Raw genomic sequence first — 24,523 nt, 5'->3', positions numbered from 1 at the left:
CAGTCAATATAGAGAAAAAATACAAAGAAAATGCGAGGAAATATGAAATTAACGAATTACAAAGCACGCCTAAGTGCTGGTGTCATTGCACTCAACATCCTATTTGCCGGAGCGGCCTTAGCCCAGAAACCTAGCAGTGATATGGCAAAACTGCCAGCACCTGCACAGGCAGTGGTGCAACAGGTGTCGGCTCAGACCATGCGCGGTCATATGGAATTCTTGGCGTCTGACTTGTTGGAAGGCCGCGATACACCATCGCGTGGCTTAGATTTGGCGGCAGAGTACATCGCTGCACAATTCCGCATTATTGGTTTGGAGCCAGCTGGTGATAATGGGTATTTCCAAATGGCAGATTGGGATGAGCTCGTTAAAACTGTGCGCCGTCGTCCGGGCACACCACCGCCACCAGCGAAGCCAGAAGGCGTTCCACATGACATGGTAAAAAATGTGATCGGTGTCTTGCGTGGTTCTGATCCAAGTTTGAAAGACACGTATGTGTTGGTCACAGCCCACTATGATCACGTTGGCATGAAACCGAGTGGCGAAGGTGATCGCATTTTCAATGGCGCCAATGATGATGCCAGTGGTACCGTGTCGGTGATTGAATTGGCGCGCGCCTTTGCAAGCTTGAAAGAACGTCCAAAACGCAGCATTGTATTCATGACTTTCTTCGGTGAAGAAAAAGGTTTGATCGGTTCGAAATATTATGGCGCCCATCCTATCTTCCCGATTGAGAAAACAGTGGCGGGTATCAATATCGAACAGGTCGGACGCACCGATGATTCTGAAGGTGCACAAGTGGCATCTGTTGGCGTGACCGGCTTCGATTATTCTGATGTCGGCGCTATCCTTAAGACAGCAGGTGCGAAAACAGGGATCAATGTATGGAAGCATCCAGTTAACAGCGATAAATACTTTGGTGCGAGCGACAACCAAGCTTTAGCAGATCAAGGTATTCCGGCCCACACCATCAGTGTCGCTTATGGCTTCCCTGACTATCATGGTGTTGGTGATGAAGCGAGTAAGATTGATTATGAAAACATGGCAAAAGTAGATCGTGCGGTCGCTTTAGCGGTGTGGACTATCGCGAATGATGCTAATGCACCCAAGTGGGATGAAGCCAATCCAAAGGCAGCGAAATATGTGAATGCTTGGAAAGCTCGCCAATCGGGCAACTCCGGCAAATAAGTTTGAGAAATGAATCCAAAGGCGCAGCTCAGTTCTGCGCCTTTCTTTTTTGATGAATCGAGAACGTCGATGGACGCGACTTTTATGAAGTTACAGACTCAAGCTCCAATGAAATCAACCTCAACAACGCGAGTGGCACGAGCTTTTTCGCTACGGGTAGCAATGGTGGTGACCGCCTGCGCATTGAGCTTATCGTTGGCTAATTCCAGTGCCGTTGCCGCTGATAATACTTGGCCACAAACCCGCTTCGAACAAAATGGATATAAGACCACCAGCAGCGTCGCTGATGTTGATATCTTCATGTCTGCCCTGATGAAAAAAGATAAGTCACTGCAAGTGTATGTGCCGAAAAATGGCCCGCGTACGACGGAAACTGGGCAGCCTTTGAATGCATGGAAATTAGCATCAACCGGTAAAGATCCTCTGCGTGTGTATATCAATGCTGGTATTCATGCGGGCGAAGTTGAAGGCAAAGATGCCATACAAACGATCATGCGTGAGCTAGTGCAGGGCAAGCATCCAGAAATTCGCAAGGCTTTAGAAATCGTGACGCTGCCGACCTATAACGCGGATGGTGCCGACGCACAAGATCCAGCAAATCGTCGTCATCAACCGAATCCAGAAGGTGGTGTCGGTCCGCGTGAAAACGTATTCGGCATCGATTTGAATCGCGACATGATGAAAGCCGCAGCAGCGAACACGCGTTGGATGCTGGCCATGTACAAAGACTTTCAACCCGCTGCCGTCTTTGATTTGCACACGACCAACGGCAGCTATCACGGCTTTCATATTACCTACGAACCAGCGTGGGCGACTGGTGGTGATGCAGACCTCCAAGGCTTGAATCGAAAAATGTTGACCGATGTACGGGCCACGATGGCTGAGCGCGGCATGCCCACCTACGATTACGGTAATTTCCGCTACAACAAAGAGAAGCAAATCGATGGCTGGGAATCAGCTTTCTCGTCACCCAATTTAGTGTCGAATTATCCGACCTTGCAATACGCTTTGGGTGTCTTGGTCGAGACCTATGTGTACCGCACGTATCCGCAACGCATCGAGGATAATCGCCTGTATGTGCTCGAACTCTTGCGTTGGTTGGTGGTGCACAAGGATGAGGTCAAGAAAGAGCAATTGGCCGCACGTGAGCGTTGGGCGCAACAATGGAAGAATAAACAGGCGCGTTTGCCCTTGCGCACAGAAATGAGTTTCGCCGAAAACTATATTTTTGACGTGGTCGACCCCATCAAAGATGCTAATGGTCAAATCATCGGCGAGAAATCGCGCACCAAAATGGAATTGCCAGCCTATGTCGCTTTCAACGCGGTCGACGAAATGCCTGTGCCTGAAGGCTACTTAGTCGATCCGGCTTATGCTGATAAGCTGCGCCCGATTCTAGAAGCACATGGCTTGAAGGTCTTGCCAGGCACCTCACGGCCGCGTCAACAAAGCTTGATGTACTTCCATGAGAGCGAACGCAATATCGCCAAAGATACTTTCCAAGGCATATTTACCGCGCAAATCAAAGGCGTTTGGAAGGAACAACTGCCAGAAAAGCGTGCGGGTTATGTCTGGACCCAAGACACACTTGATCGTGCATTGTATGTTCCAGTCAATCAGCCTCTGGGACGCTTGGCGTTCTATTTACTTGATCCACGCAGTGCCGACGGCTTGGTGTATTGGGGCTACCTGCATGCTTACTATGCACGTGGCAAAGGCATGTGGGGTGAGCCACCACGCCAACCGATCCTTGCGGTCGGGGCACAGTTGAGCGATGCAGCGAATAAAGTGAATAAGATAGAGCAAAAAAAACCGGAGCATGTGCAAGAGTAAGCAAGCTTTTCTGGAATGAAGAACGAATGCGAGCTAACTACCCGGCATATAACCAGCTCGTAAAAAAATGCCCTCACAAGTGGGGACGGTGAGGGCTCGTGAACGAAGCCGATTTGCTGAAGCTGGCTTCGTTGATCATGAATGCTCGAGTGTAAACATTGGGCGATTTTGTTCCAGAAACTAATGGCGATTGCTACGAATCAGGCAAGAGTTTTCACCATCAATTTTGACGAAATCTCCGTCTTCAATTTGCGCCATGATGCCGGGAATATTGACGATCGTAGGAATGCCGAGTTCACGGGCGACAATCGCGCTATGTGATAAGTAGCCTCCGGTTTCGACGATCACACCGCCAGCCTTTAAAAAGAGTCCTAGCCAACTTGGATCGGTTGAGGGCGCTAACATGATTTCACCTTGTTGCAGTTTTTCAATTTGGTCAGGATGCGTAATTTTTCTGACGATGCCTTCGTAACTCGCCATTGAGATGGCAATACCTGGCCAGCAATCACTATCCGTTGCGGTGTTGGATTTGGTGATCGCATTCTTGCTGGCCTGAGTTTTTTTCGAAATTTGGCCCTCATAAATCAGATCGGGAATATTTTGCTGTTGCCATTCACTGACTTTCTTGATTCTGTCCTGTACGCGAAATTGAATGGCAGCGGTGTCGATTCTGTGCTCAAAGCAAGCGCGAATTTCTTCCACGGTCAGGTGAAAAATTTCGTCGGCGCGATTCAGGATCTGTCTGGCCTGAAGTCGTCTTCCAAGCTCGATAAGTACATAACGACAGCGCTCAAGCAGTTTGGCAAATGTACTTCGCGCCAGTTCGCGCTGATTGCACTCTTGTTTGGCCTGTTTGCTCAGTACGCGTAGCAGTATCCGTTGAGCCAGGTTGAAGTGTTGTTTGATGATGCGTTGCGCCCAAATCTGTTGCTCGTTTTGTCGGCTGCGTAGGGTGTTTTCATCGGCTTGCAGCAGCCCCAAAATGCTCTGATGAAGTTCGCGAGGATCTTCGCGCCAACTAGGACGCGAGACATAAGATTCGTAGTTGCCCCGATGACCGTAACAGTACATGAAATTCTCGTAAGCTTCTCTGAAAAGGCTCTCTGCTCCTAGTGCGCTTACATCATATTCTTTTGAATTTTGTTGAAGAAATTCACGGGCCTTGTCGTCTCTTGCGGCAAGCTGTGCCAAACGCAACATGTCGTACGCCTGTTGCGCGCTCACACTGGTATCTCCGTCAGTCATTAGTGCGGCCGTGATCGCATCGGCGTTCAATTTGAGATGATCCGGAAGGGCCGCGATAATACGTTTGCGCAATTCCAAAAGACTGCCACTTGCACCTTGCATCATGCACATACCGGATCGATGGCGGTAAGTATTGACGGAACGTTCACCGAGTTCTTCGAGTAAGGCGGTGTCGGGCATTTCACGGAGACCTGCGGTTGACCAAGTTTTTGCCTCGGCTTCCACTTGTTGGACTTCTTGCAAACCCTTGTTTCTTGCGCTGTTGTAGAGCAGGGCCGCTTTCGCCATGTTCATTAGCATTTGCAGTCGCTCACGCCCACTGATCTTTGGCACCTCAATACTTTCTTGATGACCGCCAATGACAAAGTTGCTGACTTCGGGAGCCAAGCCGAAGCCGTGGTAAATCTCCCATTGAATCAGGCTCGCATTGAGATACGCATGGCCGTGAAAGAATGCGATTCTCTGAACGCCTTCTAACAGCTTATGTCCGACCACGCGGTGCGGTTGTGCCAACATATGATTGACTGCATTTTGCATCACGGTCGTTTCACTGACTGTCACGGGATAGGGCAATATTTCGCGCGTGTTGCCACGGGTCCAAATAAAGCCTTGCTCACGGATTGCGGAGTAACTGTGGCAGACTTTGTGGGTGATGGGGCGGGCCTGAACTAGCGTAAATTCATACCCGTCAAAAACCCATTCGATGTCTAAGAATGGCGAACTGTAGTCGAAAGCGTAAGCCGTCTGAAGCGCTATTTGAGCGAGTCGAATGGCATCTTGGTCACTCAGAACATGGGTAAGCGGTATTGTTGATGCGGTCCGATTTTCAGTATTTCTGACGACGTCATTTGAACTGCGTCGCTCGATGACTTCCCATTCCATGCATGACCAGTCTCTTTGTATGACGATGTCTTCACCATCCGTAAGTCCTGCGACGAGTTTGTCGGCTAAACCAGCGACCGCCGAGATCAGCAATTGATCTTCACGACCGCTGCGAGGATGTCGAGTAAAAATGACACCCGCGCTCTGCGCCTTTAGCATCGGCATCAAAACGACAGCCATGCTCGCCGCCTGATGCGGCATCTTTACTTTTTCACGATACAACGCGGCTGCTGGCGTCCAGATCGATGCGATCACCTGAATTATGGCGGAGCAGACAGCTTCAAGTCCGATCACGTGCAGCACGGTTTCATGGATGCCGGCGAAAGAGGCTTGCTGTGAATCTTCTCCTGGTGCTGAAGACCGAACCGCTAATGCAGTTGAAGTCCAGGTGCGCGCCTCGAGGAGTTGCGTCACGTGCGCGATCAACGACTCCTCATTGGCGCTTTGCATCAAAGCATTCTTGGTTTCTTCAAGGGCAGCCCAGTCATGTTGTTCACTGGCTTCGATGGCAGCCTTCCAAAGTTCAGGATTGAAAAGTTGGCGACAGTCGCGGGCCTTCAGAACGAAGCCCTCGGCACTTGGCAAACCGTAACGCGCCAAAGCAGCGAGTTGCGCGGCTTTACCGCCAACTTCGTGTGCGCCGAGTTCCCACGCCTGCACCCAGTTGTAAGCAGTCAGATTGATGTGAGACGTGCTCATGAGTTCGCCTCCGGCTTCTGAAAGCAAGCGCCTTCCATGAACAAGTCCAGCATGCGGTGATGTAGTTGTCGAAGATCTTCTTGTGGCCCAGACAGCCAATCGAACAAGTCGGCCGAACGCAAAAAATTAAGGTAGTTCGCCATGCTCTCTGCCGAGAGATCGCGGCGCAGTTCGCCGGTTTGCTGCGCCATTTGAAAAATGATCACGAGGGCCTGAAAGAACTGACTTTTGTCGCGACTGGATTGGTGATTCTGAAACTGTCTCAAACGATGATGCAACAGTGGTTTCATGTAATTCTTCTTGCTCTCCAAGAATTCAGCTTCCACTTGAAAGAGAAAATCAAGGCGCGAGCGCAGAGTGGGGCGCTGCAAGAGTTCTGTTTGAATATGCTCGCGCTGTTCGCCCATCGAGTGGCGTAATTGAAATTCGAGTAGTGCTTCTTTGCTGTCGAAATATTTGTATAAGGTTGCTTTCGCGACATCCGCTTGTGTTGCGATGGTTTCCATGCTGATCTGCTCGAATCCCATCGTTTCGAATAGCTCCCAAGCGACTGTGGCGATATGACGCATGCTTTGTGCTTGCTTTCGTTCGCGTCTGCTTTCGTTTGTCGCGAGATCGGCCTGCGGAGGAAAGTCGTTTATTGTCTTTGATGTGGAGTGCGGCATGGTATGTGTGATGCTGTAAGCTTAGTTGGATTGAACCTAGTAAGTCTCGATGCACATGGGCTTGAAAGTGAGAAGCCGCAGGGCACGACTTGAGCATTAAATAAATTTGTGAACGTCGTATGATATTGAACGTCGTTCAAAATGTAAACTATCTTTGTGAAATTGACAGATTGTTCACTTCAAATGAAAAGCAATGTCACTGAAATTTGTACAAAAAGAGCGTTCTAGACCGAGAATTTATACACTTTCGCGGTATAATCGCGGCACTTGATCGGGAGAGAGCAGTCGACTACAGGTCGCAGCTGCCGCCGAAGGGGCTAATACCCAACAAACTCTCAGGCAAAAGGACCGATCAGTGGGGTGGTGTGAAAACTCCCCCTACTCTGGAGAGCGGTAGCAGTGCGATTGGTTTTGAACGATGCACTGGACTACCCACCGAAGGTGCGACGAGCTTGTTGGAATATGCTCGTAATCTCTCAGGTACCAGGACAGAGGGGTAACGATTTATGGTCACCTCAATAATCCGATTATGGGGCGCACTGCGTTGTTGCAAATCCTCGCAATACCGACGTATTGCTGTGTTTTGCGCCTAGCATTGCATCCCCAAAATCGAATTCTTAAGGTAACCAAATACATACGAAGAAGTCGGAAATCGTATGCTTTTTCGTCCCTTAATTTCTGTCCAAACTGGTACCGAGGCACACACATGACGCAAGCAACTCTGAAAGTTACTCCCCTCAACGCAGCCCATCGCGCAGCCGGCGCCAAGATGGTCGATTTCGGCGGCTGGGATATGCCAGTCAACTACGGTTCACAAATTGAAGAACACCACGCAGTGCGTACCGATGTCGGTATGTTCGACGTGTCCCACATGTGCGTAGTTGATCTCAAAGGCGACAACGTCCGTAGTTTCTTGCGCGGTTTGGTCGCCAACAACGTTGATAAATTACAAGTGCCAGGCAAAGCTTTGTACTCTGCCATGTTGAAACCTGAAGGCACCGTGATCGATGACTTGATCATCTACTTCATGAACGAATCTTGGTTCCGCCTGGTGGTGAATGCAGGTACTGCAGAAAAAGACGTCGCGTGGATGAACGCGCACAATGCAGCGACCAATGCTGGTATCACCATCACTCAACGTCGCGACGGCGCCAATGCTTATGGCTTGATCGCGGTACAAGGCCCGAACGCTCGTGCAAAAGCATGGGAAGTTTTGCCAGAAACCAAAGCGGCTAGCGCAGAAATGAAACCGTTCAATGCAGTCATCGTTGAAAACACATCGTTCGGCGAAGTGATGGTTGCTCGTACAGGTTATACCGGCGAAGATGGTTTTGAAATTGCTGTTTCTGCAGAACGTATCACTGACTTGTGGAATGCCTTGGCAGCCGCTGGCGTGAAACCAGCAGGCCTCGGTGCTCGCGATACATTGCGTCTTGAAGCAGGTATGAATTTGTACGGCCAAGATATGGATGAAACAGTTAATCCATTGAACGCAGGTTTGGCTTGGACGATTGATCTGGTTGCTGAACGTGATTTCGTCGGCAAAAAAGCCTTGCAAGAACAAGGTCAAACACAACAATTCCTAGGCTTGATCTTGCGTGAAAAAGGCGGCATCTTGCGCGCACATCAAAAGGTTGTAACACCACATGGCGACGGTGAAATCACGAGCGGTACATTCAGCCCAACCATGCAAGAAGCCATCGCCTTGGCACGTTTGCCTATGGGCGTCGCGATTGGCGACACAGTACACGTGCAGATCCGCGACAAACAATTAGCAGCAACAGTCGTAAAATTACCATTCGTGCGTAATGGTAAGGTTCTGGTAGCTTAAAGTATTCGCCAAAGAGGCGCAGAGTACGTAGAGATTTTTGAATTTGTCATTCCCGCGAAAGCGGGAATCCAGTGACGTAACAAGCAGAGACGCTGGATTCCTGCCTTCGCAGGAATGACATGAAAAGAAGTTTGGGCTTCTCTGCGCCTTCGCGGCAAAGATTCTATTTTTATACATAATCAATTCAAATTTTTTTGGAGAACAACATGACAATTCCAGCAGATCGCAAATACACAGAATCCCACGAATGGGTGCGCGTAGAAGCAGACGGTACAGTTTCCGTCGGCATTACTGATTTCGCACAAGACGCATTGGGTGATATCGTTTTCGTGGACTTGCCAAAAGTGGGCGCAAGCTTGGCTGCAGGTAAAGATTGCTGCGTGATCGAATCTGTTAAAGCAGCTGGCGATGTTTACGCACCAGTGGCTGGTGAAGTTGTTGCTGTGAACGATGCAGTTGCTGATGAACCAGCATCCATCAACAGCGGCGCATTCGATGCATGGTTGTTCAAATTGAAGCCAGCGAATGCGGCTGATGTTGATGGACTCTTGAGCGCAGAAGCTTACGCTAAGAATATTGGTTGAGTTTTGAATACCCCTCGCCCGCAAGCGGGAGAGGGGCAGGGGTGAGGGTGCTGTTTATTTGCTGATCTTCTACGAATGGGATGCATATCCATTTGATTTGATGAGCGCCTCGTAAAGAATTTATCTTTTCCGAACCTCCTTCACCCTAACCCTCTCCCGCCCGCGGGAGAGGGGACTAAGCCAGCTTCGCTAGCGTAGCTGTTCTTATTTTTGAATTCTGTTTTTCATACCCACAAATACCATGACACGTACTAGCCTTTCCCAACTTGAGGCACATGATGCCTTTATTGCCCGTCATATCGGCCCATCTGAAGCAGAACAAGCTGCTATGCTCAAAGTGTTGGGCTACGCGGATCGCACGGCTTTGATCGATGCGCTCGTTCCAGCGAATATTCGTCGTAAAGACGTTTTGCCATTGGCGCAATTTACAGAGGCGAAATCTGAAACTGAAGCTTTAGCGACATTGAAAGCCTTAGCGAGCAAAAATAAAGTGCTCAAGTCTTTCATTGGTCAGGGTTACTACAACACGCATACGCCAGGCGTGATTTTGCGTAACATCTTTGAAAACCCAGCGTGGTACACGGCTTACACGCCATACCAACCAGAAATTTCTCAAGGTCGCTTAGAAGCGATTTTGAACTTCCAACAAGTCATCATGGATATGACAGGCATGGACATCGCGAATGCGTCTATGCTCGACGAAGGTACCGCCGCTGCCGAAGCGATGACTTTGATCCAACGTGTTGGTAAATCGAACTCAAACGTGTTCTACGTCGCGCATGACGTCTTGCCACAAACACGCGAAATCATCGAAACACGCGCCAAACCATTGGGCATTGAAGTACGTACTTTGACAGCCAACGAAGCCTTAGAAAACGAGTGCTTCGGCGTACTCTTGCAATACCCAAGCGTTGATGGCGAAATCCGTGATTACCGCGAATTTGCCGCAGCCGTGCATGCAAAAGGCGCGATGGTCATCGCTGCTGCAGACTTGTTGGCATTGACCTTGATCGAAGCACCAGGCACTTGGGGTGCTGACGTGGTCGTTGGTAACAGCCAACGCTTCGGTGTGCCGCTCGGTTTCGGTGGCCCACACGCAGGTTACATGGGCACGAAAGATGCGTTCAAACGATCCATGCCAGGTCGCTTGGTCGGTGTTACCGTCGATGCGCAAGGAAAACAAGCTTACCGTTTGGCTTTGCAAACACGTGAACAACATATCCGCCGCGAAAAAGCGACATCGAATATTTGTACAGCACAAGTATTGTTGGCAGTGATCGCATCGATGTACGCGGTGTATCACGGCCCAGCAGGCTTGAAACAAATCGCGGAACGCACACATCGTTTGACTGGCACCTTGGCTGCTGGTTTGAAACAAATGGGCGTTGCGATTGCAAATAGCACTTTCTTCGACACCTTGACCATCAATGTCGCAGACGCAGCAGCAGTACACGCAGCAGCACAGGCAGCCGGTTACAACTTGCGTGAAATTAGCGCGACACAAGTTGGTGTATCGCTGGACGAAACAGCAACACGTGCTGATGTCGAAGCTCTGTGGACTATCCTCGGTCAAGGCAAAGCAGTGCCAGCGTTTGACGCGACTGAAGCAAGTGTTGCAGATGCATTCCCCGCAGCATTGGCTCGTACAACCAGCTACTTGACGCACCCGACTTTCAATCGCTATCACGCAGAACATGAAATGCTGCGTTACTTGCGTAGCTTGGCAGATAAAGATTTGGCTTTGGATCGTACTATGATCCCGCTCGGTTCTTGCACGATGAAGTTGAACGCGACTTCTGAGATGATTCCAGTGACCTGGCCAGAATTCTCTAACATCCACCCATTCGCACCGAACGATCAAACCGTTGGCTATCGCGAAATGATTGATCAACTCGAAGCCATGTTGTGCGCGGCAACGGGTTACGATGCAGTGTCTTTGCAACCAAACGCGGGTTCACAAGGTGAATACGCTGGTTTGTTGATTATTCAGGCTTACCATCAATCGCGTGGCGATCATCACCGCAACATCGTCTTGATTCCATCGTCTGCACACGGTACCAACCCAGCATCGGCATCAATGGTGGGCATGGAAGTTGTGGTCGTTGCCTGCGATGCAAACGGTAACGTAGACTTGGTGGACCTCAAAGCCAAAGCAGAAAAACACAGCGCCAATTTGGCGGCGGCGATGGTGACTTATCCATCAACCCACGGTGTGTTTGAAGAAGGCATCCGCGAACTGTGCGACATCATCCACGCCCACGGTGGCCAAGTGTATGTTGACGGCGCCAACATGAACGCCTTGGTTGGCGTAGCTGCGCCAGGTAAGTTTGGTGGCGACGTGAGCCACTTGAATTTGCACAAAACATTCTGTATTCCACACGGTGGTGGCGGCCCAGGCGTAGGCCCAGTCGCGGTTGGCGCGCACCTCGCACCATTCTTGCCAAATCAACGTTCCAATGGTTATGTACGTGGCGAGAAGGGTATTTCCGCCGTCAGCGCAGCACCATTCGGTTCTGCATCGATCTTGCCAATCTCGTGGATGTACATCGCCATGATGGGCGCAGAAGGTTTGAAAGCGGCGACAGAAACAGCGATCTTGGCAGCGAACTACATTGCGAAACGTTTGGCTCCACATTACCCAGTGCTGTACACAGGTCATGATGGCTTGGTAGCGCATGAATGTATTTTGGATTTGCGTCCATTGACTGATGCGACTGGCATCTCCAATGAAGACGTCGCAAAGCGTTTGATGGACTTCGGCTTCCACGCACCAACCATGAGCTTCCCAGTGCCTGGTACTTTGATGATCGAGCCAACAGAAAGCGAATCTCAAGCAGAATTGGATCGCTTCATCGACGCCATGATCACGATTCGCGAAGAAATCGCGAAAGTGGCCAGCGGTGAGTTCGACGCCAAAGACAATCCACTGAAGAACGCGCCACACACGGCAGAAGTCTTGGTCGCCAACGAATGGAACCACGCTTACAGCCGCGAAGTAGCAGCCTTCCCAGTAGCCTCCTTGCGTAAGCAAAAATACTGGGTACCAGTCGGCCGCGCAGACAACGTCTACGGCGACCGCAACTTGTTCTGCGCTTGCGTACCGATGAGTGATTACGAGTAATTGGTCGTTGAAGTTTTAGTTTGGTAGAAAAACGGGCATGTGTGAGCATGCCCGTTTTTTTATTTAAATTTCTGTTGGAGGTATGATGCTGGTGATCGAACCAAGGTTTTCCAAAGGGGCTTCGACGTCCGTTCAAGGTTCCTTATGTTGAACTGAGGTTTTGTGCAGTTTAACAATTCGGAGTGAGTGTTCATCGGTGTTTCGAGATGATTGTAACTGCATTGTTTATAATGCATGTTTGTGTTAATGTTGGTGTTTCCACTTTTAAACAAGTTATGCTCGTATGAAGCGATCCGGTCTTCCTCCACTAGTTGGTGACATCCGCGATGGCAAAGTCAAGTGGCAACGGCTTGAGGATTTGAACTACGAGTTACTTGGCTACTTTCTGTCTTGCCACCTGATTATTGAGCACTACCTTGATGAATACCTGAAGACCCGATACCCAGAATTAGATTGGGATGCATCCAAACAAACTTTTGGGCAAAAGGTCTCGCTTCTTGCAACAGATCACTACCCTGAGAAGTACAACTCCATTCCAGCTATAAAGCATCTGAACAGTCTTCGGAACAAGCTTAGTCACAATATCGACTTCAAGATCACACAAGCAGACTTGCTTCCTCTCTCTCAATATCTGAAGAAATGTTGTGGTTCCGATCTTGAGGAGCCAACTGAGCCAAAAGAAATACTAGATCTTTTCACCTCAATGGTATGCGTATGGTTTGCTTCCGGAATAAGTGCAACTGCTAAACAAACGAGGCATTCAAGAGAATGAGAGACGATACTTCTAGGACAATCCGGCCTAATTCGCCAGTCCAGAGGGACTGCGCAAAAGAGCGCATCCCCTCACTTTTGCGTTAATTGTCATGCCAATACGTCCTTCTGATTTTGATCGAGTTGCGGCGGAACTCGAGCAGGTGCTGACCAGCCATCCGGCGAAGGTCGTAGCAATAGACGGCCGCTCAGGAAGCGGTAAGACTACGCTTGGTCGATTCCTGGCCTGGTACTTCAATTCATCTCTCGTCGAATTGGATCTTTTTCTTGCAGAGGGTGGGCTCGTTCACCGTGAGCCAGAGATTGATCGCATCATCGGCCACCGCTTGGCCTTACGCCGCCCGGTCTTTATTGAAGGCCTTAAGGTACTCTCCGTACTCGAAGCACTGCAGAAGCCGCCGGACATCCTGATCTATGTGCGCAATCCAAAACATCCGCGCGGATTTGGTTTTGGTTCAGAACTCGACGAATACGAACAGACTTTTCAGCCTCAGCAACGTGCCAACATCGTTTTGGAGTGCGAGCATGGTCTTTAAACATTTGTTCGACGTCGATGAAAAATACACCTTGTCTTGGTGCTCGAATGCCAGTTAGGTCCAATGTTAAGCGTCTGTGAAGGCCGATACCTATTAGCTTGCTTGGATACGATAAATTGTGGCTTAGTTGTGCGCTTGGCTGATCAAAGAATCTTGTTCAAACGATACGTCCATTATTCCGCTCTGTGATGAATTTGATTTGCAGCCGCATCTCGATAACACCCATAACGATAGTGCCGAAGATGGATCAATGAAACCATCTAAGGCATTCGTGTACACAAAGTCGATTTCACACCACCAAGGCGCCATTTCATCGCAAACCATTTCCACTTCACTACATAAGCAAGTAAAGTCACCATTTTTAAGGAGGATCGTATGCGCTCATTGAAACCGCTTTGTCTTGCAATACTATTGATGTTCCCGACGCTTAATAGCTTTGCTGAGAACGTTCAACCGCCTATGCCCGCTGCTGAGCAAAAAGCAGCGAAAGCATCGATCGCGCGGCAGCTCGATGCGATTAGTGCTAGCTTCTACAAATCTAATGAACCAGGCGCGACAGTAATCGTTACCAAAGCCGGCAAAACGCTCTTGCGTAAAGGTTATGGTTTGGCGAGTGTGGCGGAAAAACGCGCAATGCAAGCGGATGATGTGATGCGCCTTGGATCAGTATCGAAGCAATTCACTGCTGTGGGTATTTTGATGTTGATGGAAGAGGGAAAGTTGTCGCTTTCTGACAATCTCCAAAAGTTTTTTCCCGATTACCCTGAGAGCGGTAAGAAAATCACTGTCGAACATTTGCTGACGCATACTGCTGGCATTCCGAATTACACCAGTAAGCCTGGCTTTGTGAGTACCATCGCCAAAGACATGACGGTCGATGAAATGATCGCGAGCTTCAAGAATGATCCTCTCGAATTTGAACCAGGATCGACGTGGAATTACAGTAACTCAGGGTACTTCCTGCTCGGCGCGATTATTGAAAAAGCGAGTGGCCTACCGTACGCCAAATTTGTTGAGCAGCGTATCTTCGTGCCACTCGGTATGAAAAACACAGCTTATGAAGGCTATGAACGTAGCCAACATTCGCATGCAGCAGGTCATGCGCCCGGTGCGAATGGGTTTGAACCGAGTCGAATGATTAGTATGACTCAACCGTATGCGGCGGGTTCTTTGACCTCAACCGTCGATGATTTAGCGGTATGGGATGCGGCGATTAGTGCGGGTAAATTGTTGAAACCAAGTAGCTGGAAACGCGCGTTCACCAACTACAAACTGACCAACGGAAAAAATACCGACTACGGTTATGGTTGGAGCATCGGCGAGCTGGAAGGCTCTACTATGATTTCTCATGGCGGTGGCATTAATGGTTTCGCTACCTTTGCACTGCGTCTACCGAAAGAGAAAATTTATGTCGCGGTGTTGACCAATGCCGAGAGTGGCTTGGCGGCCTCGAGTATGGTCGCGAGTCGTCTCGCTGCGGCGGCGATGGGTAAAACGATTCCAGAATTTAAAGCGATCACACTCGATGCCAAAGTGCTCGATCAATATGTTGGTGTTTACAAAATCGATGAGAAAAATCGTCGTCAGTTTGTCAGAGATGGTGATAAGTTGATGATGTCGCGCACCAATGGGCCGACCACTGTCTTGCAAGCGTATTCGACCACAGGCTTTTTCAAAGATAATACCTCCTTGCTGCGCGTGGAGTTCGTTAAGAACGCACAAGGCGCTGTGATCGAAGCGCTTGTCTACCAAAATGGTACAGTGACTCATCATGAACGCACTAATGAAGCAATCGCGAAAGAGGCTCCAGCCGTGGAAGTCGCAGCCGAGGTGTTCGATACCTATGTTGGTGATTATGAATTGGCACCGAATTTCATCTTGAATATCCGCCGCGAGGGAAATCGATTCGTTGGGCAAGCCACGGGGCAAGGATCGATCTACATGACCGCCGTCGCACAGAATGCTTTTGTCTCGAAAGAAGTCGGCGCCAAGGTCACCTTTGAAAAATCTGCTGATGGTAAAGTGAATCGACTGATCTTAAGTCAAGGCGGACAAGACATTCCGGCAAAACGTGTCATCGTAAAGAAAGCTGAAGCGAAAACATCCGCATTGAAAATCAGTGCCGAAGTCTTTGACCAATATGTCGGCCAGTATCAGCTGGCACCGAACTTCATCTTGACAGTGAGCCGCGACGGCGAGCGTTTTTTGACACAAGCAACAGGGCAGGGAACCGTCGAAATTATGGCGGTGGAACCTGATTTGTTCGAAGCGGTGGGCGTGCCAGCCAAACTACGTTTTGAAAAAGCGGCCGATGGAAAAGTGACACAGCTGGTCTTGCTACAAGGTGGCCGCGAAATGCCGGCGAAGAAATTGCCTTAATTTTCGCTGTAGTGGTTAAGTAAGGATGGGTGAAATGCATGCGGTTGGTAGTAAGTCTGCAGCAGTATTTCACCCATTTGATTAATGGAAGCAGTGGTGCAGTCTTCTTCCATCTGGGTACCCACGACATTCCGGCGACAAAAATTTCACCGCCACCACAACCAAGCTTCCTACAGAAACACTCCACATTCGATTGCAACCAATTAAGCAACTAATTACAAGCAATCCCCCCTCGATTCACCAAATAAAACTGCATGAATCGCCATGATTCCCATGGGAAATTCGCCAATTTGCGACGATTTTTGGAATTTCATTTGGGTTTTGAATTTCTAGCCCGTTCAAAATTTCACAAAATTTTAGCTTTCCAGAATTAACTCTGTTTTTGTATTGACCAGTCTTTCATTTATCTTTTGTTGTTCATATATCGTTGATATTTCTTAGATATATTTATAAGATAGGTTCACCTCGCTTGTTACCGGCTTTCTTCTAAGGGAGGGGAAGGCAAACGAGTATCTTCAATGAAGCTGTCATGGACAGGTTCGATTGGGAGGGGGCGGAGTCTTAAATGGGCTCCGCGAGTGCTGGGTTTGTGATGATCTTCTTGAACATCTCAGACTCATGGCGACAACAACAATAGGGAGTTTACAAATGTCGATGAAACGAAATCACATCAATAGCTTGATGGTGGCTGCACTGGTTGCGGCGAATTTTTGCAGTGTGGCGAGCGCGGGGGAATTGTTGAAGCGTTCTTCTCGTTTGGCTGATGAGCACGATCATCAACCGGCGAAGCAAGCACCACGGCCGAAAACGCCGAGTCCTTTGCCACCGAGTGCGGCGCAAGTGCAGTTTAACCTGCCGCAAAGTAAAAAAGATTTGCAGGCTTTATATGCAAACTCAAATGCGAATGTAAAAAGTACGGCCAATGCACGTGTCGGCTCTTTGATGGCGCCAGCACCAACCACCGCCTGCAAAGACATGACAACTTTGGCGAGCTATAGCGGTGCAGCTCTGGCAAATTATTTGGTGTCCTTGCCAGATCCAGAATGCACGTATGGTCTGTTTTCTTTGACTGCGTCGCAGGGTTCGACGATCTATTCGGCGACGAATATGAATGCGGTCGCCTCACGTTTTGCTCAGGAAGCCACCAATTACAATGCGACTAATATCGCTCTAGTGAATCTGACTTTGTATTTACGCGCTGGCTATTACTTGGCGGCAGGCGGCACGATTCCAGCACCAGCGACCAGTGTGATGACCAATCTACGTACACCGATTAAGCAATTGGTCGATGGTTCGGTTTTATACAATCCCAATGCTGCGTGGGGTAATACGGCGAACGAAGTTTTTAAGTTGATTACTAACCTCAATGACGAAGCCTACTATCTTCCAAGCGTCAAGAATTTGGTGGTTCGTTACACGAATACACCATCAAACCCGAGTGCAGCGAATGGCTTGTTGCAGAGTTCGGCAGCGGGTGCATTCACTGGTGCTTTGACCGTCTTGTTTTACGCCCATGACCGCGCCAATGCTGCGAGCTTGATTCAAGATGCGTCTTATCCAACTGCCTTGAACAATTTTGTAGTCAATAACAAAGCTGCCTTGTTGGGTTCTAGTGTGGCGTATCAGTTGTCTGACACCGAAAACGAAGCGTTCCGCTTTATGAAGTACAGCAGCTTACTGCCGGTGGTCAAGCCAATGGTGAAAAATCAGTTGGCGACTTCAAGTATGACGGGATCAGATAGTGATTTATGGCTGAACGCGGCGCAAGCGGTTGATTATTACGATAGCGCGAATTGCGCTGAGTATGGCACTTGCGGCTATCAAACGAAATTGGCCGATGCGGTGTTGAAATACAGCTATACCTGTAGCCCTACGGTCAAGATTCGAGCACAAGACATGACGACGCAGCAGATGCAAGACTCATGTGCAATCTTGAGTGCCGAGGAAACTTACTTCCATAAGATGCTGCTTACGAATAACACGCCAGTCGCGAATGACAATAACAAGTCTTTGGAATTGGTCGTGTTTGATGACTACACCAACTACAGTAAATACGCTGGGGCGATCTATGGCATTGGTACCGACAATGGCGGTATGTACCTCGAAGGCGATCCTTCTGTAGTGAATAACCAAGCGCGTTTTATTGCCCATGAAGCTTCATGGCTGCGTCCAAACTTCTCAGTTTGGAATTTGGAACATGAGTATGTGCATTATCTCGACGGCCGCTTTGATATGGCAGGTGATTTTTCTGCAGGTACTGCCAAACCGACAGTGTGGTGGATTGAAGGTGTCGCAGAATATTTGTCACACAAAAATAATTACCAAGAAGCGATTGATGTTGCCAAGACTGGGACTTATAAACTCAGCACAATTTTTGGTAATACTTATTCGATGTCTGACTATGTCACTCGCGCTTACCGCTGGGGCTACATGGCAGTTCGCTTTATGAATGAAAAACATCGTGCTGATATCGATGCGATGGTTGCGAAGTTCCGTGTTGGTGATTACGCGGGTTACCAAAATTACGTTAACGCGATCGGCACCAAATACGATACCGAGTTCGCTAACTGGGTGCAGTCAGCGACGGTTGCCGGGGAACCACCTTTGCCAAGTACACCAGTCGTCAGCTTGCCTGCGTGTTCTTCGACTAGCCAACTTGGTAAAAACTGTTCCATCAAAAACTGGAGTTCTAGTTCGCAAGCCTACGCTTACATCATGCTGCCAACTGGTGCGAAAAACTTGCGCTTGTTCACCAATGGCGGTACCGGCGACGTGGACTTATATGTGAAGAGAGGCACGTATCCAAGCACTACATCTTATGACGCCGCATCGTTGAAAGCAGGGAATGATGAAAGTGTCTTGTTGGCGACGCCTACAGCAGGTCAGTGGTACTACATTGTGCTCCGTGCTAAACAGCCATTCTCTGGCGTGACTTTGAGTGCTACTTACGATTAGGTCGGGGTGAACCTGGTTCAACCCGCGGTCTCCCAACGGGGTTGAATTTCATAGCCGGAAGTTCTTTTTGAGCTTCTGGCTTTTTTATTATTCAAACGACCATATCAACTCGATAGGCCAAGATTTTTGCTAAGAAAATGGGCAAAGCAGTTGCCATGTGGAAAAAGTTTGCTTACAATGTTGCCTTTCCATGTGGAAATAGTTTCCAGTGGGCATTTGTTCAACTCTTTCCGTGATTGTGATATGAAAAACGTAATTTTAGCTTTGAGTCTCGTGAGTGTATTCGGTGTTGTGAATGCTGCAGAGGTTGCACCAGTCGTTGAAAAACAAACTTGCGAAAAAGCGGTCTATCCAAAATCCGCGTTGATGAATGAAGAAACAGGTACAGTGATGTTGTCGGTTTTGGTGGGGCCAGATGGCAGCGTAGTTGATTCGAAAGTGGATCAAACCAGCGGTTCCAAAACTCTAGATAAAGCAGCAGTTAAAATTTATTCCTCTTGCAAATTTAAGCCAGGGATGAAAGACGGCAAGCCACAACAGGCTTGGGCAAAATTGGAACACATTTGGAGCCTTTCTTAATCTGAATGAAAAGAGGGCGCATCAATGAGGGAATCAGAATTGCGAAACCTCATTAGTGCTCTGACAGCTCAGTCAAGAAACGAAAAAGCCGCAGCGTCAACTGCGGCTTTTTGCTTTTGATTGCTTGCTGTGAGACTCGTCGAATCGAGAATCTTCGTTCGCCTCAATCTCAATAGCTTAATACCGAATGTTTAGACGGCGATACAAAAAGCTGAGGACGAATAAAGGACCAATCAAGAGATAGCGAACATCTTCAAAGAAAGACGGTTTCTTGCCTTCGATTTTGTGGCCGATAAATTGACCTATCCAAGCGATGACGAAAACAGCGCCGGCCGTTGGTAGTACATAGGCTTGGGGAATATTTTGCAAGATCAGCAGCATGATACTAGCCATCACTGTCATCCCGAAGGCAAATGGAATCGATAAGGTGACGTAGTAAATCAGGGCAAGCGCAGCACCCGCGTAGGCCGCCCATGGGTGGATTGACCATACTAAGCCTAGCACGGTCCACACAATCACCGGCACGCACACAAAATGAATTTTTTCGTTGGTGGGATTTCGGTGGCTCTCGGCATAGTGGCTTAAGAGTCTTATTACTTCGCGCATCTCTTGCTTTTGCGGTGCAGCAGCTGAAGGTAAAGAATCGCTCATGTCCTCTCCTTTGTTTTTGTTGGATGGCGAAAGCTTACGACAAAACGCCGAGACTGATAAGCGGGTTTGTGCGATTTAGAGTTGGGTTACCAAAATCGTTGTCGATAGGTTCCTTGTCTAAAGCGCACCGATTTAAGTTCGCTCTTTTTTTGTCCTTGATGTTTGTTCTTAATGTTTGTTCTTAATGCTCTCTTGGGTTGCTTCCTCAGTGTAAAGCGGGTTTGGCATTTGTATCGGCGTGACATCCAGTCTCAGACCTTGGATGGTATAGGCTTCCATGCCCGTCTTGCTTGAAAAATAGGCGCGACTTTCTGGCGTCTTGCTAAATGTAAACTTGAAGCCAACCGAGGCTTTTGGCTTGGAATTAGGGGAATTGCTGGCATCGAAAGCGAGGCCGACCATTTCCTGTGCAGGACTTTCGATCAGCTGGCTCATTAGTTCGACCACGGCGGTATTCGCCAAAATATTGCTGGTGGTGCTCATGAGTTGGTCGGCTTCCTCTGATTGCGCTTCGACCAAGCGCTCTTTGTCGCTACTGGGCGTGATCTGTTTGGAACGTAAATCGAGTTTGTCTCCATGGGTGAGATAGTGAATGCGAATGTCATGCGCGGCGAACGGGATCGATTTTCCTGGTGCGTTCGCGGGATGCATTTCCAACACAATCGCACCCTTGTAACCGATGACTTCCATCTCACGCTGCTGTTGAATCAACATGGCCGTGTTTTCGTCGATGCCGAGACCAAGAGGAATCGATGTTGCTTGCATGACGGGCAGCATCCGCGCAAAACGACCGCGGATGATGAGGTGCTGGTCAACCAAAATTCCTGGCCCGATGAAACCAAGACCCCGATCAAATTCTTTTCCTCGATGTGCACCTTGCTGCAATGTTTTTAGTACAGAGCCAGCATTGGCAAACATGGTTTCACTCATGATCGCTGCGCCAGCGCTGGTGCCTGCGATAATGCCTCCGCGTCGATACATGTCCCAGATCGCTTCGAGCAAGGGCGTGGCCTTCCCATCGGCATCGTAGAGTACGCGGGTAATGCGATTTTGATCGCCGCCGGTGAAATAAATGCCTTGTGCATTCTTGATTTTTTCGACCCATTCCGTTGACCGTGTAAGCCGTTGTGTTTGTGATTTTCCAGTCTCATCGAGCAGTTTTTCAGAGAGTGGAACGACATAGGCATTGGCACCGTAGGCTTTGATATTGTCGACCACAAGCTGTGCCGCTTTGTTTGGATTGCCGGATGCGGTTGGAATCACTGCGAACTGTGCCGTGGTGCCACCGGCCTCTTGGATCAAACGCTGCCATACCTGTTGATTGTCGTAGCGCAGTGCACCACCAATGATGAGCAGTTTGCCTTTAACCTCAGTCGGGGAGTTCACAGATTGGGCGCTGGCTTTTGCATTCGCGAATGAAAGCAGAAATCCCAGAAGTATGAGTTTGGCAAGTGTCATGCTAGGTCCGAGAATGTGGATGTTAGTTCGCGAAGATGTGATAGAAGATGGCGACATGATCGGTTGGATTTCGCCAAATAAATTCACGGTGCAATTGCGAACGAGAGTGTAAAGCTGATTCATCATGTCACTTCTATCCCGAATCTTTCAATTGGTTTTAACGAAAAAAAGGGTAGCAGTGATGCTACCCTAAATGCGGGAGAAATACCGCACAAGAAAACGATACTACCGAATCGTCTGAGTGTGGAACTGGAGGATAGTGACACCAAACCCAGACGACCGGCTTACTACAAATTACTACTTACAAGGTAAAACAAATTACTGATATCGAACCTCAGATTACTTGAAGGCGTAGTTCAAACGAATGTAGAAAGAACGACCGCGTGGATCTACATAAGTCGAATCGAAGCCTGCAAAGTAAGTCAAAGTTTGGTTCGAGAATGGTGGTTTGGTATTGGCCAAATTCATGATGCCACCACTGATCTTGATATCTTTAAAGCCGTAATAGGCGGTTTGCAAATCCCACAGGCTATAAGATGCCACCGTCGGGCGCTTGCCGTTTGGATCAAGCTGTTGATCTTCGTGATGTAATTGGAAGCTATTCGCCAACGTGAAGCCCCATGAACCAACATCCCAATCTGCGCTCAAGCGATGACGCCATCTTGGAGTGACATACTCAAAGCCCCATTTGCCGAGGTTGTCGAACACTTTCGAACCTTCAGCAAATTGTTGTTCGCTCTTCGTCATTAAAGTGCCAGACAAACGTGTTGTGAGCTTGCCTGCGCCTTCCAATTTCAGACGATAGGCAAGATTGATGTCGATCCCGCTCTTAGTTTCTTTACCTTGGTTTTGTGCTGTTAAGGCCCAATTCAAGATATAGCCATCGCTGTCACGTGTGATCGATTTTTCGACATAAGCAGGATCTGTATCGATCAAAGTTTCAGGTGCGAATTTGATGACGTCTGTCTTGCGAACACTCCAGTAGTCGATCGTTGCAGAGAACGATGGGACTGGTTCCCACACCATACCAAACGAGAACTGTTTGGATTTTTCTGGCTTCAAGTTCGGGTTACCAGATTCTGTTGTTGGGATCTGATCGCTGTAACATTGAGAGTTGTACTTGGCGCAGCCAATCGTATCGAAGTACAAGCCACCAGTGGAAGTTTCAACGCTCGATGGATCCAGGTCTTTCATGGTCGGCGCGCGGAAGCCAGTACCAAACGACGCGCGGAACAAGATGTCTTTGTTTGGTTGATAGCGCAGTGCCAATTTTGGATTGGTCGAGCTGCCGATGTTGCCGCCATAGGAGTCATGACGCAGTGCGGCTTGCGCGCTGAGTTCTTTTGTCAATGGCACTTCGAATTCAGTGAAAATCGCTTTGACATCCCGTGTTTCGCTGACGCGGCGCGATTTAGAAGTTGAATAAATCGTACCAGCCAAGATTTCGTCAGACGAATTGTCTTCCAATTTTTCGCGGCGGAATTCGATACCGGTTGCCATGCCGATTGGGCCAGCATCAGTTTGTGCGATTTCGCGAGTGAAACGCGCATCGAAGACGTCACTTGTCGATTTACCTTTACGGCCATCGATGTTGCGCTCGGCTGAATCCAGTAAAGCTTGACCTTCGGCAGTTTGTTCGCCGAATGGATTGATCTTGCCAGTTCTGAATGCAGCCAAGAGTTTGGCGCGATCATAGTAACCATTCGTCAAAGTTTGAGTGTTTTCCGAAACGGAACGCGCAAAGGCCGTGTTGTAATCCCAACCCGCGATCGTACCTTCGCTACCGAGCAGGAGGCGAGTTTGATCGGATTCTTGGCCGTTGGTGCGAGCGCCACCAGGAACCAGACGCATACGAACGTTAAATGCCTTGCCGTCAGTCGCGACTTTCACACCAGCTGAATTGACGTAGTAAGCTGGGTAGAAAGGACCACCAGCTGGATAAGTCCACGCACTGCTGCTGGTGCCTGTATTGCCATTGACCCCAGTTGGCGAGAGGCGATATTTAGCATCATTCTTTGAGGCCGTGAATTCTGCAAAGATGGTGTGATCTGCGTCCAATGCAAAAGTGGCGCGGCTGATCAAGTTTGTTTTTGCTGATTCAGGATAAATATCGGCTGCGGCTTGATAATCGAAACGGCAGGCACCGCTGATATTGATACTGGCTGGTGGCGCGCAGTCTGGAGCACTTGGGTTACCCAAGTATTTCTTGCCAGAGACAGAGTACATGCCAGCAGGGAAGGTGTTAGCGGAAGTGAAGTTATCTGGATAGCCGCGTGCTTCCAATGGACGCCATGCGCTGACTGCGAAGTCGCGTTGCGCGGTGCGGAGTTGATCATTCTTTTTATGCTGTACGCTGGCGAAGAAGTTGTAGCTATCTTTGTTCAAATCGCCGAAACCCGCTAAGAGACTGACTGTGCGATCACCACCGCCACCTTCTTTGGTACGCATGCCACCAACACTTGCTTCGAAACCTGTGAAATCTTTGCGTGTAATGAAGTTGATGACACCACCGACCGCATCCGCACCATAGACCGCTGAAGCGCCGTCTTTCAAAACTTCAACGCGCTCGATAGCGGACAAAGGAATCGAGTTCAAATCGGTACCTTCACCACCAAATGCAAAGGCAGCGAGACGGCGGCCGTTCAACAAAACCAGTGTTGAAGAAACACCCAAGCCGCGCAAGTTCGCACCCGATAAACCACTTGAGCCAGGCTTGTCGCTGATACTGGCGGACTCTTGCGTGTAACCGGTGTTGGCACTCAGAGTTGTGAGCAATTGCTCAGCTGTGGTCGCACCTGTCTTGGCGATTTCAACGCGGTTAATCACTTGCACTGGCAAGGCAGTTTCAGCATTGATGCGCTTAATCGAAGAACCGGTAATTTCGATTTTTTGGACGCTAGGTTCTGCCGCTTTCTCTTGCGCGTAGACACTATCACTCAAGCTGAACATCGCCATGACGCTCAGTGCCGACCACGTGGCTGCGGTTATTTTCTTCGGCACCAAAGGAAAGCCTTGGGATGCCTTTTGCTGTTGACTCATTTCTTAACTCCTCTGTTTAAATAATGCTGCAAAAATTTTGCGAAAAAGAGATCCCCTCAAGCACTGTTGGCAGTGCTTGTTGCGATAAATCAGAGATATTGGGTGGC

The 24,523-nt window shown here is 49.0% G+C and carries 15 protein-coding genes and 2 riboswitches; of the genes, 10 read left to right on the top strand and 5 right to left on the bottom strand.

All coding sequences use genetic code 11. The annotated features are described in order from the left end of the window. Positions 1-42 precede the first annotated feature (42 nt). Together RF679_RS11255 and RF679_RS11250 are read left to right on the top strand one after the other, a co-directional pair. Positions 43-1,188, top strand: a complete 1,146-nt coding sequence (locus RF679_RS11255; protein WP_309480723.1) for a M28 family peptidase — start codon at positions 43-45, stop codon at positions 1,186-1,188. An 84-nt stretch (positions 1,189-1,272) separates the two neighbouring features. Continuing rightward, positions 1,273-3,021: a M14 family zinc carboxypeptidase gene (locus RF679_RS11250; RefSeq protein ID WP_309480722.1), complete on the top strand. Its 1,749-nt coding sequence runs from the start codon at positions 1,273-1,275 to the stop codon at positions 3,019-3,021. 180 nt (positions 3,022-3,201) lie between these two features. Here the strand turns inward: RF679_RS11250 and RF679_RS11245 are convergent, their stop codons facing one another. Further along, the gene (locus tag RF679_RS11245) at positions 3,202-5,847 is read right to left on the bottom strand and encodes a PEP/pyruvate-binding domain-containing protein (RefSeq protein ID WP_309480721.1); all 2,646 of its coding nucleotides are present in this window, start codon (positions 5,845-5,847) and stop codon (positions 3,202-3,204) included. After that, positions 5,844-6,416: a TetR/AcrR family transcriptional regulator gene (locus tag RF679_RS11240; RefSeq protein WP_309480720.1), complete on the bottom strand. Its 573-nt coding sequence runs from the start codon at positions 6,414-6,416 to the stop codon at positions 5,844-5,846. Before RF679_RS11240 ends, RF679_RS11245 begins: the two co-directional genes overlap by 4 nt. A 358-nt stretch (positions 6,417-6,774) precedes the next feature. Further along, positions 6,775-6,873: riboswitch (glycine riboswitch) on the top strand. 12 nt (positions 6,874-6,885) lie between these two features. Continuing rightward, positions 6,886-7,014: riboswitch (glycine riboswitch) on the top strand. 204 nt (positions 7,015-7,218) lie between these two features. Between RF679_RS11240 and gcvT the strand changes: the two genes are divergently transcribed. From gcvT to RF679_RS11200, 8 genes are all read left to right on the top strand, one after another. Beyond that, the gene (gcvT, locus tag RF679_RS11235; protein ID WP_309480719.1) at positions 7,219-8,343 is read left to right on the top strand and encodes a glycine cleavage system aminomethyltransferase GcvT; all 1,125 of its coding nucleotides are present in this window, start codon (positions 7,219-7,221) and stop codon (positions 8,341-8,343) included. A 206-nt stretch (positions 8,344-8,549) separates the two neighbouring features. Next, positions 8,550-8,927, top strand: a complete 378-nt coding sequence (gene gcvH, locus RF679_RS11230; protein ID WP_309480718.1) for a glycine cleavage system protein GcvH — start codon at positions 8,550-8,552, stop codon at positions 8,925-8,927. 241 nt (positions 8,928-9,168) lie between these two features. Next, entirely contained in the window at positions 9,169-12,048 is a 2,880-nt protein-coding gene (gcvP, locus tag RF679_RS11225; RefSeq protein WP_309480717.1) for an aminomethyl-transferring glycine dehydrogenase, read from the top strand. A gap of 283 nt (positions 12,049-12,331) precedes the next feature. Then, on the top strand, positions 12,332-12,820 hold the full coding sequence (locus RF679_RS11220; RefSeq protein ID WP_309480716.1) for a hypothetical protein: 489 nt from the start codon (positions 12,332-12,334) through the stop codon (positions 12,818-12,820). 91 nt (positions 12,821-12,911) lie between these two features. Continuing rightward, positions 12,912-13,355 carry a hypothetical protein gene (locus RF679_RS11215; RefSeq protein WP_309480715.1) on the top strand — a complete coding sequence of 148 codons (444 nt, stop codon included), beginning with the start codon at positions 12,912-12,914 and terminating at the stop codon, positions 13,353-13,355. 375 nt (positions 13,356-13,730) lie between these two features. Continuing rightward, on the top strand, positions 13,731-15,734 hold the full coding sequence (locus RF679_RS11210; RefSeq protein ID WP_309480714.1) for a serine hydrolase: 2,004 nt from the start codon (positions 13,731-13,733) through the stop codon (positions 15,732-15,734). 648 nt (positions 15,735-16,382) lie between these two features. Beyond that, positions 16,383-18,689, top strand: coding sequence for a M9 family metallopeptidase (locus tag RF679_RS11205; protein ID WP_309480713.1), 2,307 nt, complete (start codon positions 16,383-16,385; stop codon positions 18,687-18,689). 243 nt (positions 18,690-18,932) lie between these two features. Continuing rightward, entirely contained in the window at positions 18,933-19,268 is a 336-nt protein-coding gene (locus tag RF679_RS11200) for an energy transducer TonB (protein ID WP_309480712.1), read from the top strand. A 177-nt stretch (positions 19,269-19,445) separates the two neighbouring features. Here the strand turns inward: RF679_RS11200 and RF679_RS11195 are convergent, their stop codons facing one another. The 3 genes from RF679_RS11195 to RF679_RS11185 all read right to left on the bottom strand — a co-directional run bounded on the left by RF679_RS11195 (position 19,446) and on the right by RF679_RS11185 (position 24,416). Beyond that, positions 19,446-19,919 carry an Mpo1 family 2-hydroxy fatty acid dioxygenase gene (locus RF679_RS11195; RefSeq protein ID WP_373921675.1) on the bottom strand — a complete coding sequence of 158 codons (474 nt, stop codon included), beginning with the start codon at positions 19,917-19,919 and terminating at the stop codon, positions 19,446-19,448. Positions 19,920-20,087: 168 nt separating this feature from the next. Then, complete coding sequence (locus tag RF679_RS11190; protein ID WP_309480711.1) at positions 20,088-21,503, bottom strand: cyanophycinase; 1,416 nt, start codon at positions 21,501-21,503, stop codon at positions 20,088-20,090. 213 nt (positions 21,504-21,716) lie between these two features. Beyond that, positions 21,717-24,416: a TonB-dependent receptor plug domain-containing protein gene (locus RF679_RS11185; protein WP_309480710.1), complete on the bottom strand. Its 2,700-nt coding sequence runs from the start codon at positions 24,414-24,416 to the stop codon at positions 21,717-21,719. Positions 24,417-24,523: the final 107 nt, after the last annotated feature.

Origin of the sequence: Undibacterium cyanobacteriorum, assembly GCF_031326225.1 — a bacterium.
GTDB lineage: Bacteria > Pseudomonadota > Gammaproteobacteria > Burkholderiales > Burkholderiaceae_D > Undibacterium > Undibacterium cyanobacteriorum.
This window is presented reverse-complemented; position numbering and strand designations above follow the sequence as displayed.

Coding starts and splice junctions, on each gene's coding strand:
- RF679_RS11255 (WP_309480723.1), top strand. CDS start 43: ATGAAATTAACGAATTACAAAGCACGCCTAAGTGCTGGTGTCATTGCA.
- RF679_RS11250 (WP_309480722.1), top strand. CDS start 1,273: ATGAAGTTACAGACTCAAGCTCCAATGAAATCAACCTCAACAACGCGA.
- RF679_RS11245 (WP_309480721.1), bottom strand. CDS start 5,847: ATGAGCACGTCTCACATCAATCTGACTGCTTACAACTGGGTGCAGGCG.
- RF679_RS11240 (WP_309480720.1), bottom strand. CDS start 6,416: ATGCGTCATATCGCCACAGTCGCTTGGGAGCTATTCGAAACGATGGGA.
- gcvT (WP_309480719.1), top strand. CDS start 7,219: ATGACGCAAGCAACTCTGAAAGTTACTCCCCTCAACGCAGCCCATCGC.
- gcvH (WP_309480718.1), top strand. CDS start 8,550: ATGACAATTCCAGCAGATCGCAAATACACAGAATCCCACGAATGGGTG.
- gcvP (WP_309480717.1), top strand. CDS start 9,169: ATGACACGTACTAGCCTTTCCCAACTTGAGGCACATGATGCCTTTATT.
- RF679_RS11220 (WP_309480716.1), top strand. CDS start 12,332: ATGAAGCGATCCGGTCTTCCTCCACTAGTTGGTGACATCCGCGATGGC.
- RF679_RS11215 (WP_309480715.1), top strand. CDS start 12,912: ATGCCAATACGTCCTTCTGATTTTGATCGAGTTGCGGCGGAACTCGAG.
- RF679_RS11210 (WP_309480714.1), top strand. CDS start 13,731: ATGCGCTCATTGAAACCGCTTTGTCTTGCAATACTATTGATGTTCCCG.
- RF679_RS11205 (WP_309480713.1), top strand. CDS start 16,383: ATGTCGATGAAACGAAATCACATCAATAGCTTGATGGTGGCTGCACTG.
- RF679_RS11200 (WP_309480712.1), top strand. CDS start 18,933: ATGAAAAACGTAATTTTAGCTTTGAGTCTCGTGAGTGTATTCGGTGTT.
- RF679_RS11195 (WP_373921675.1), bottom strand. CDS start 19,919: ATGAGCGATTCTTTACCTTCAGCTGCTGCACCGCAAAAGCAAGAGATG.
- RF679_RS11190 (WP_309480711.1), bottom strand. CDS start 21,503: ATGATGAATCAGCTTTACACTCTCGTTCGCAATTGCACCGTGAATTTA.
- RF679_RS11185 (WP_309480710.1), bottom strand. CDS start 24,416: ATGAGTCAACAGCAAAAGGCATCCCAAGGCTTTCCTTTGGTGCCGAAG.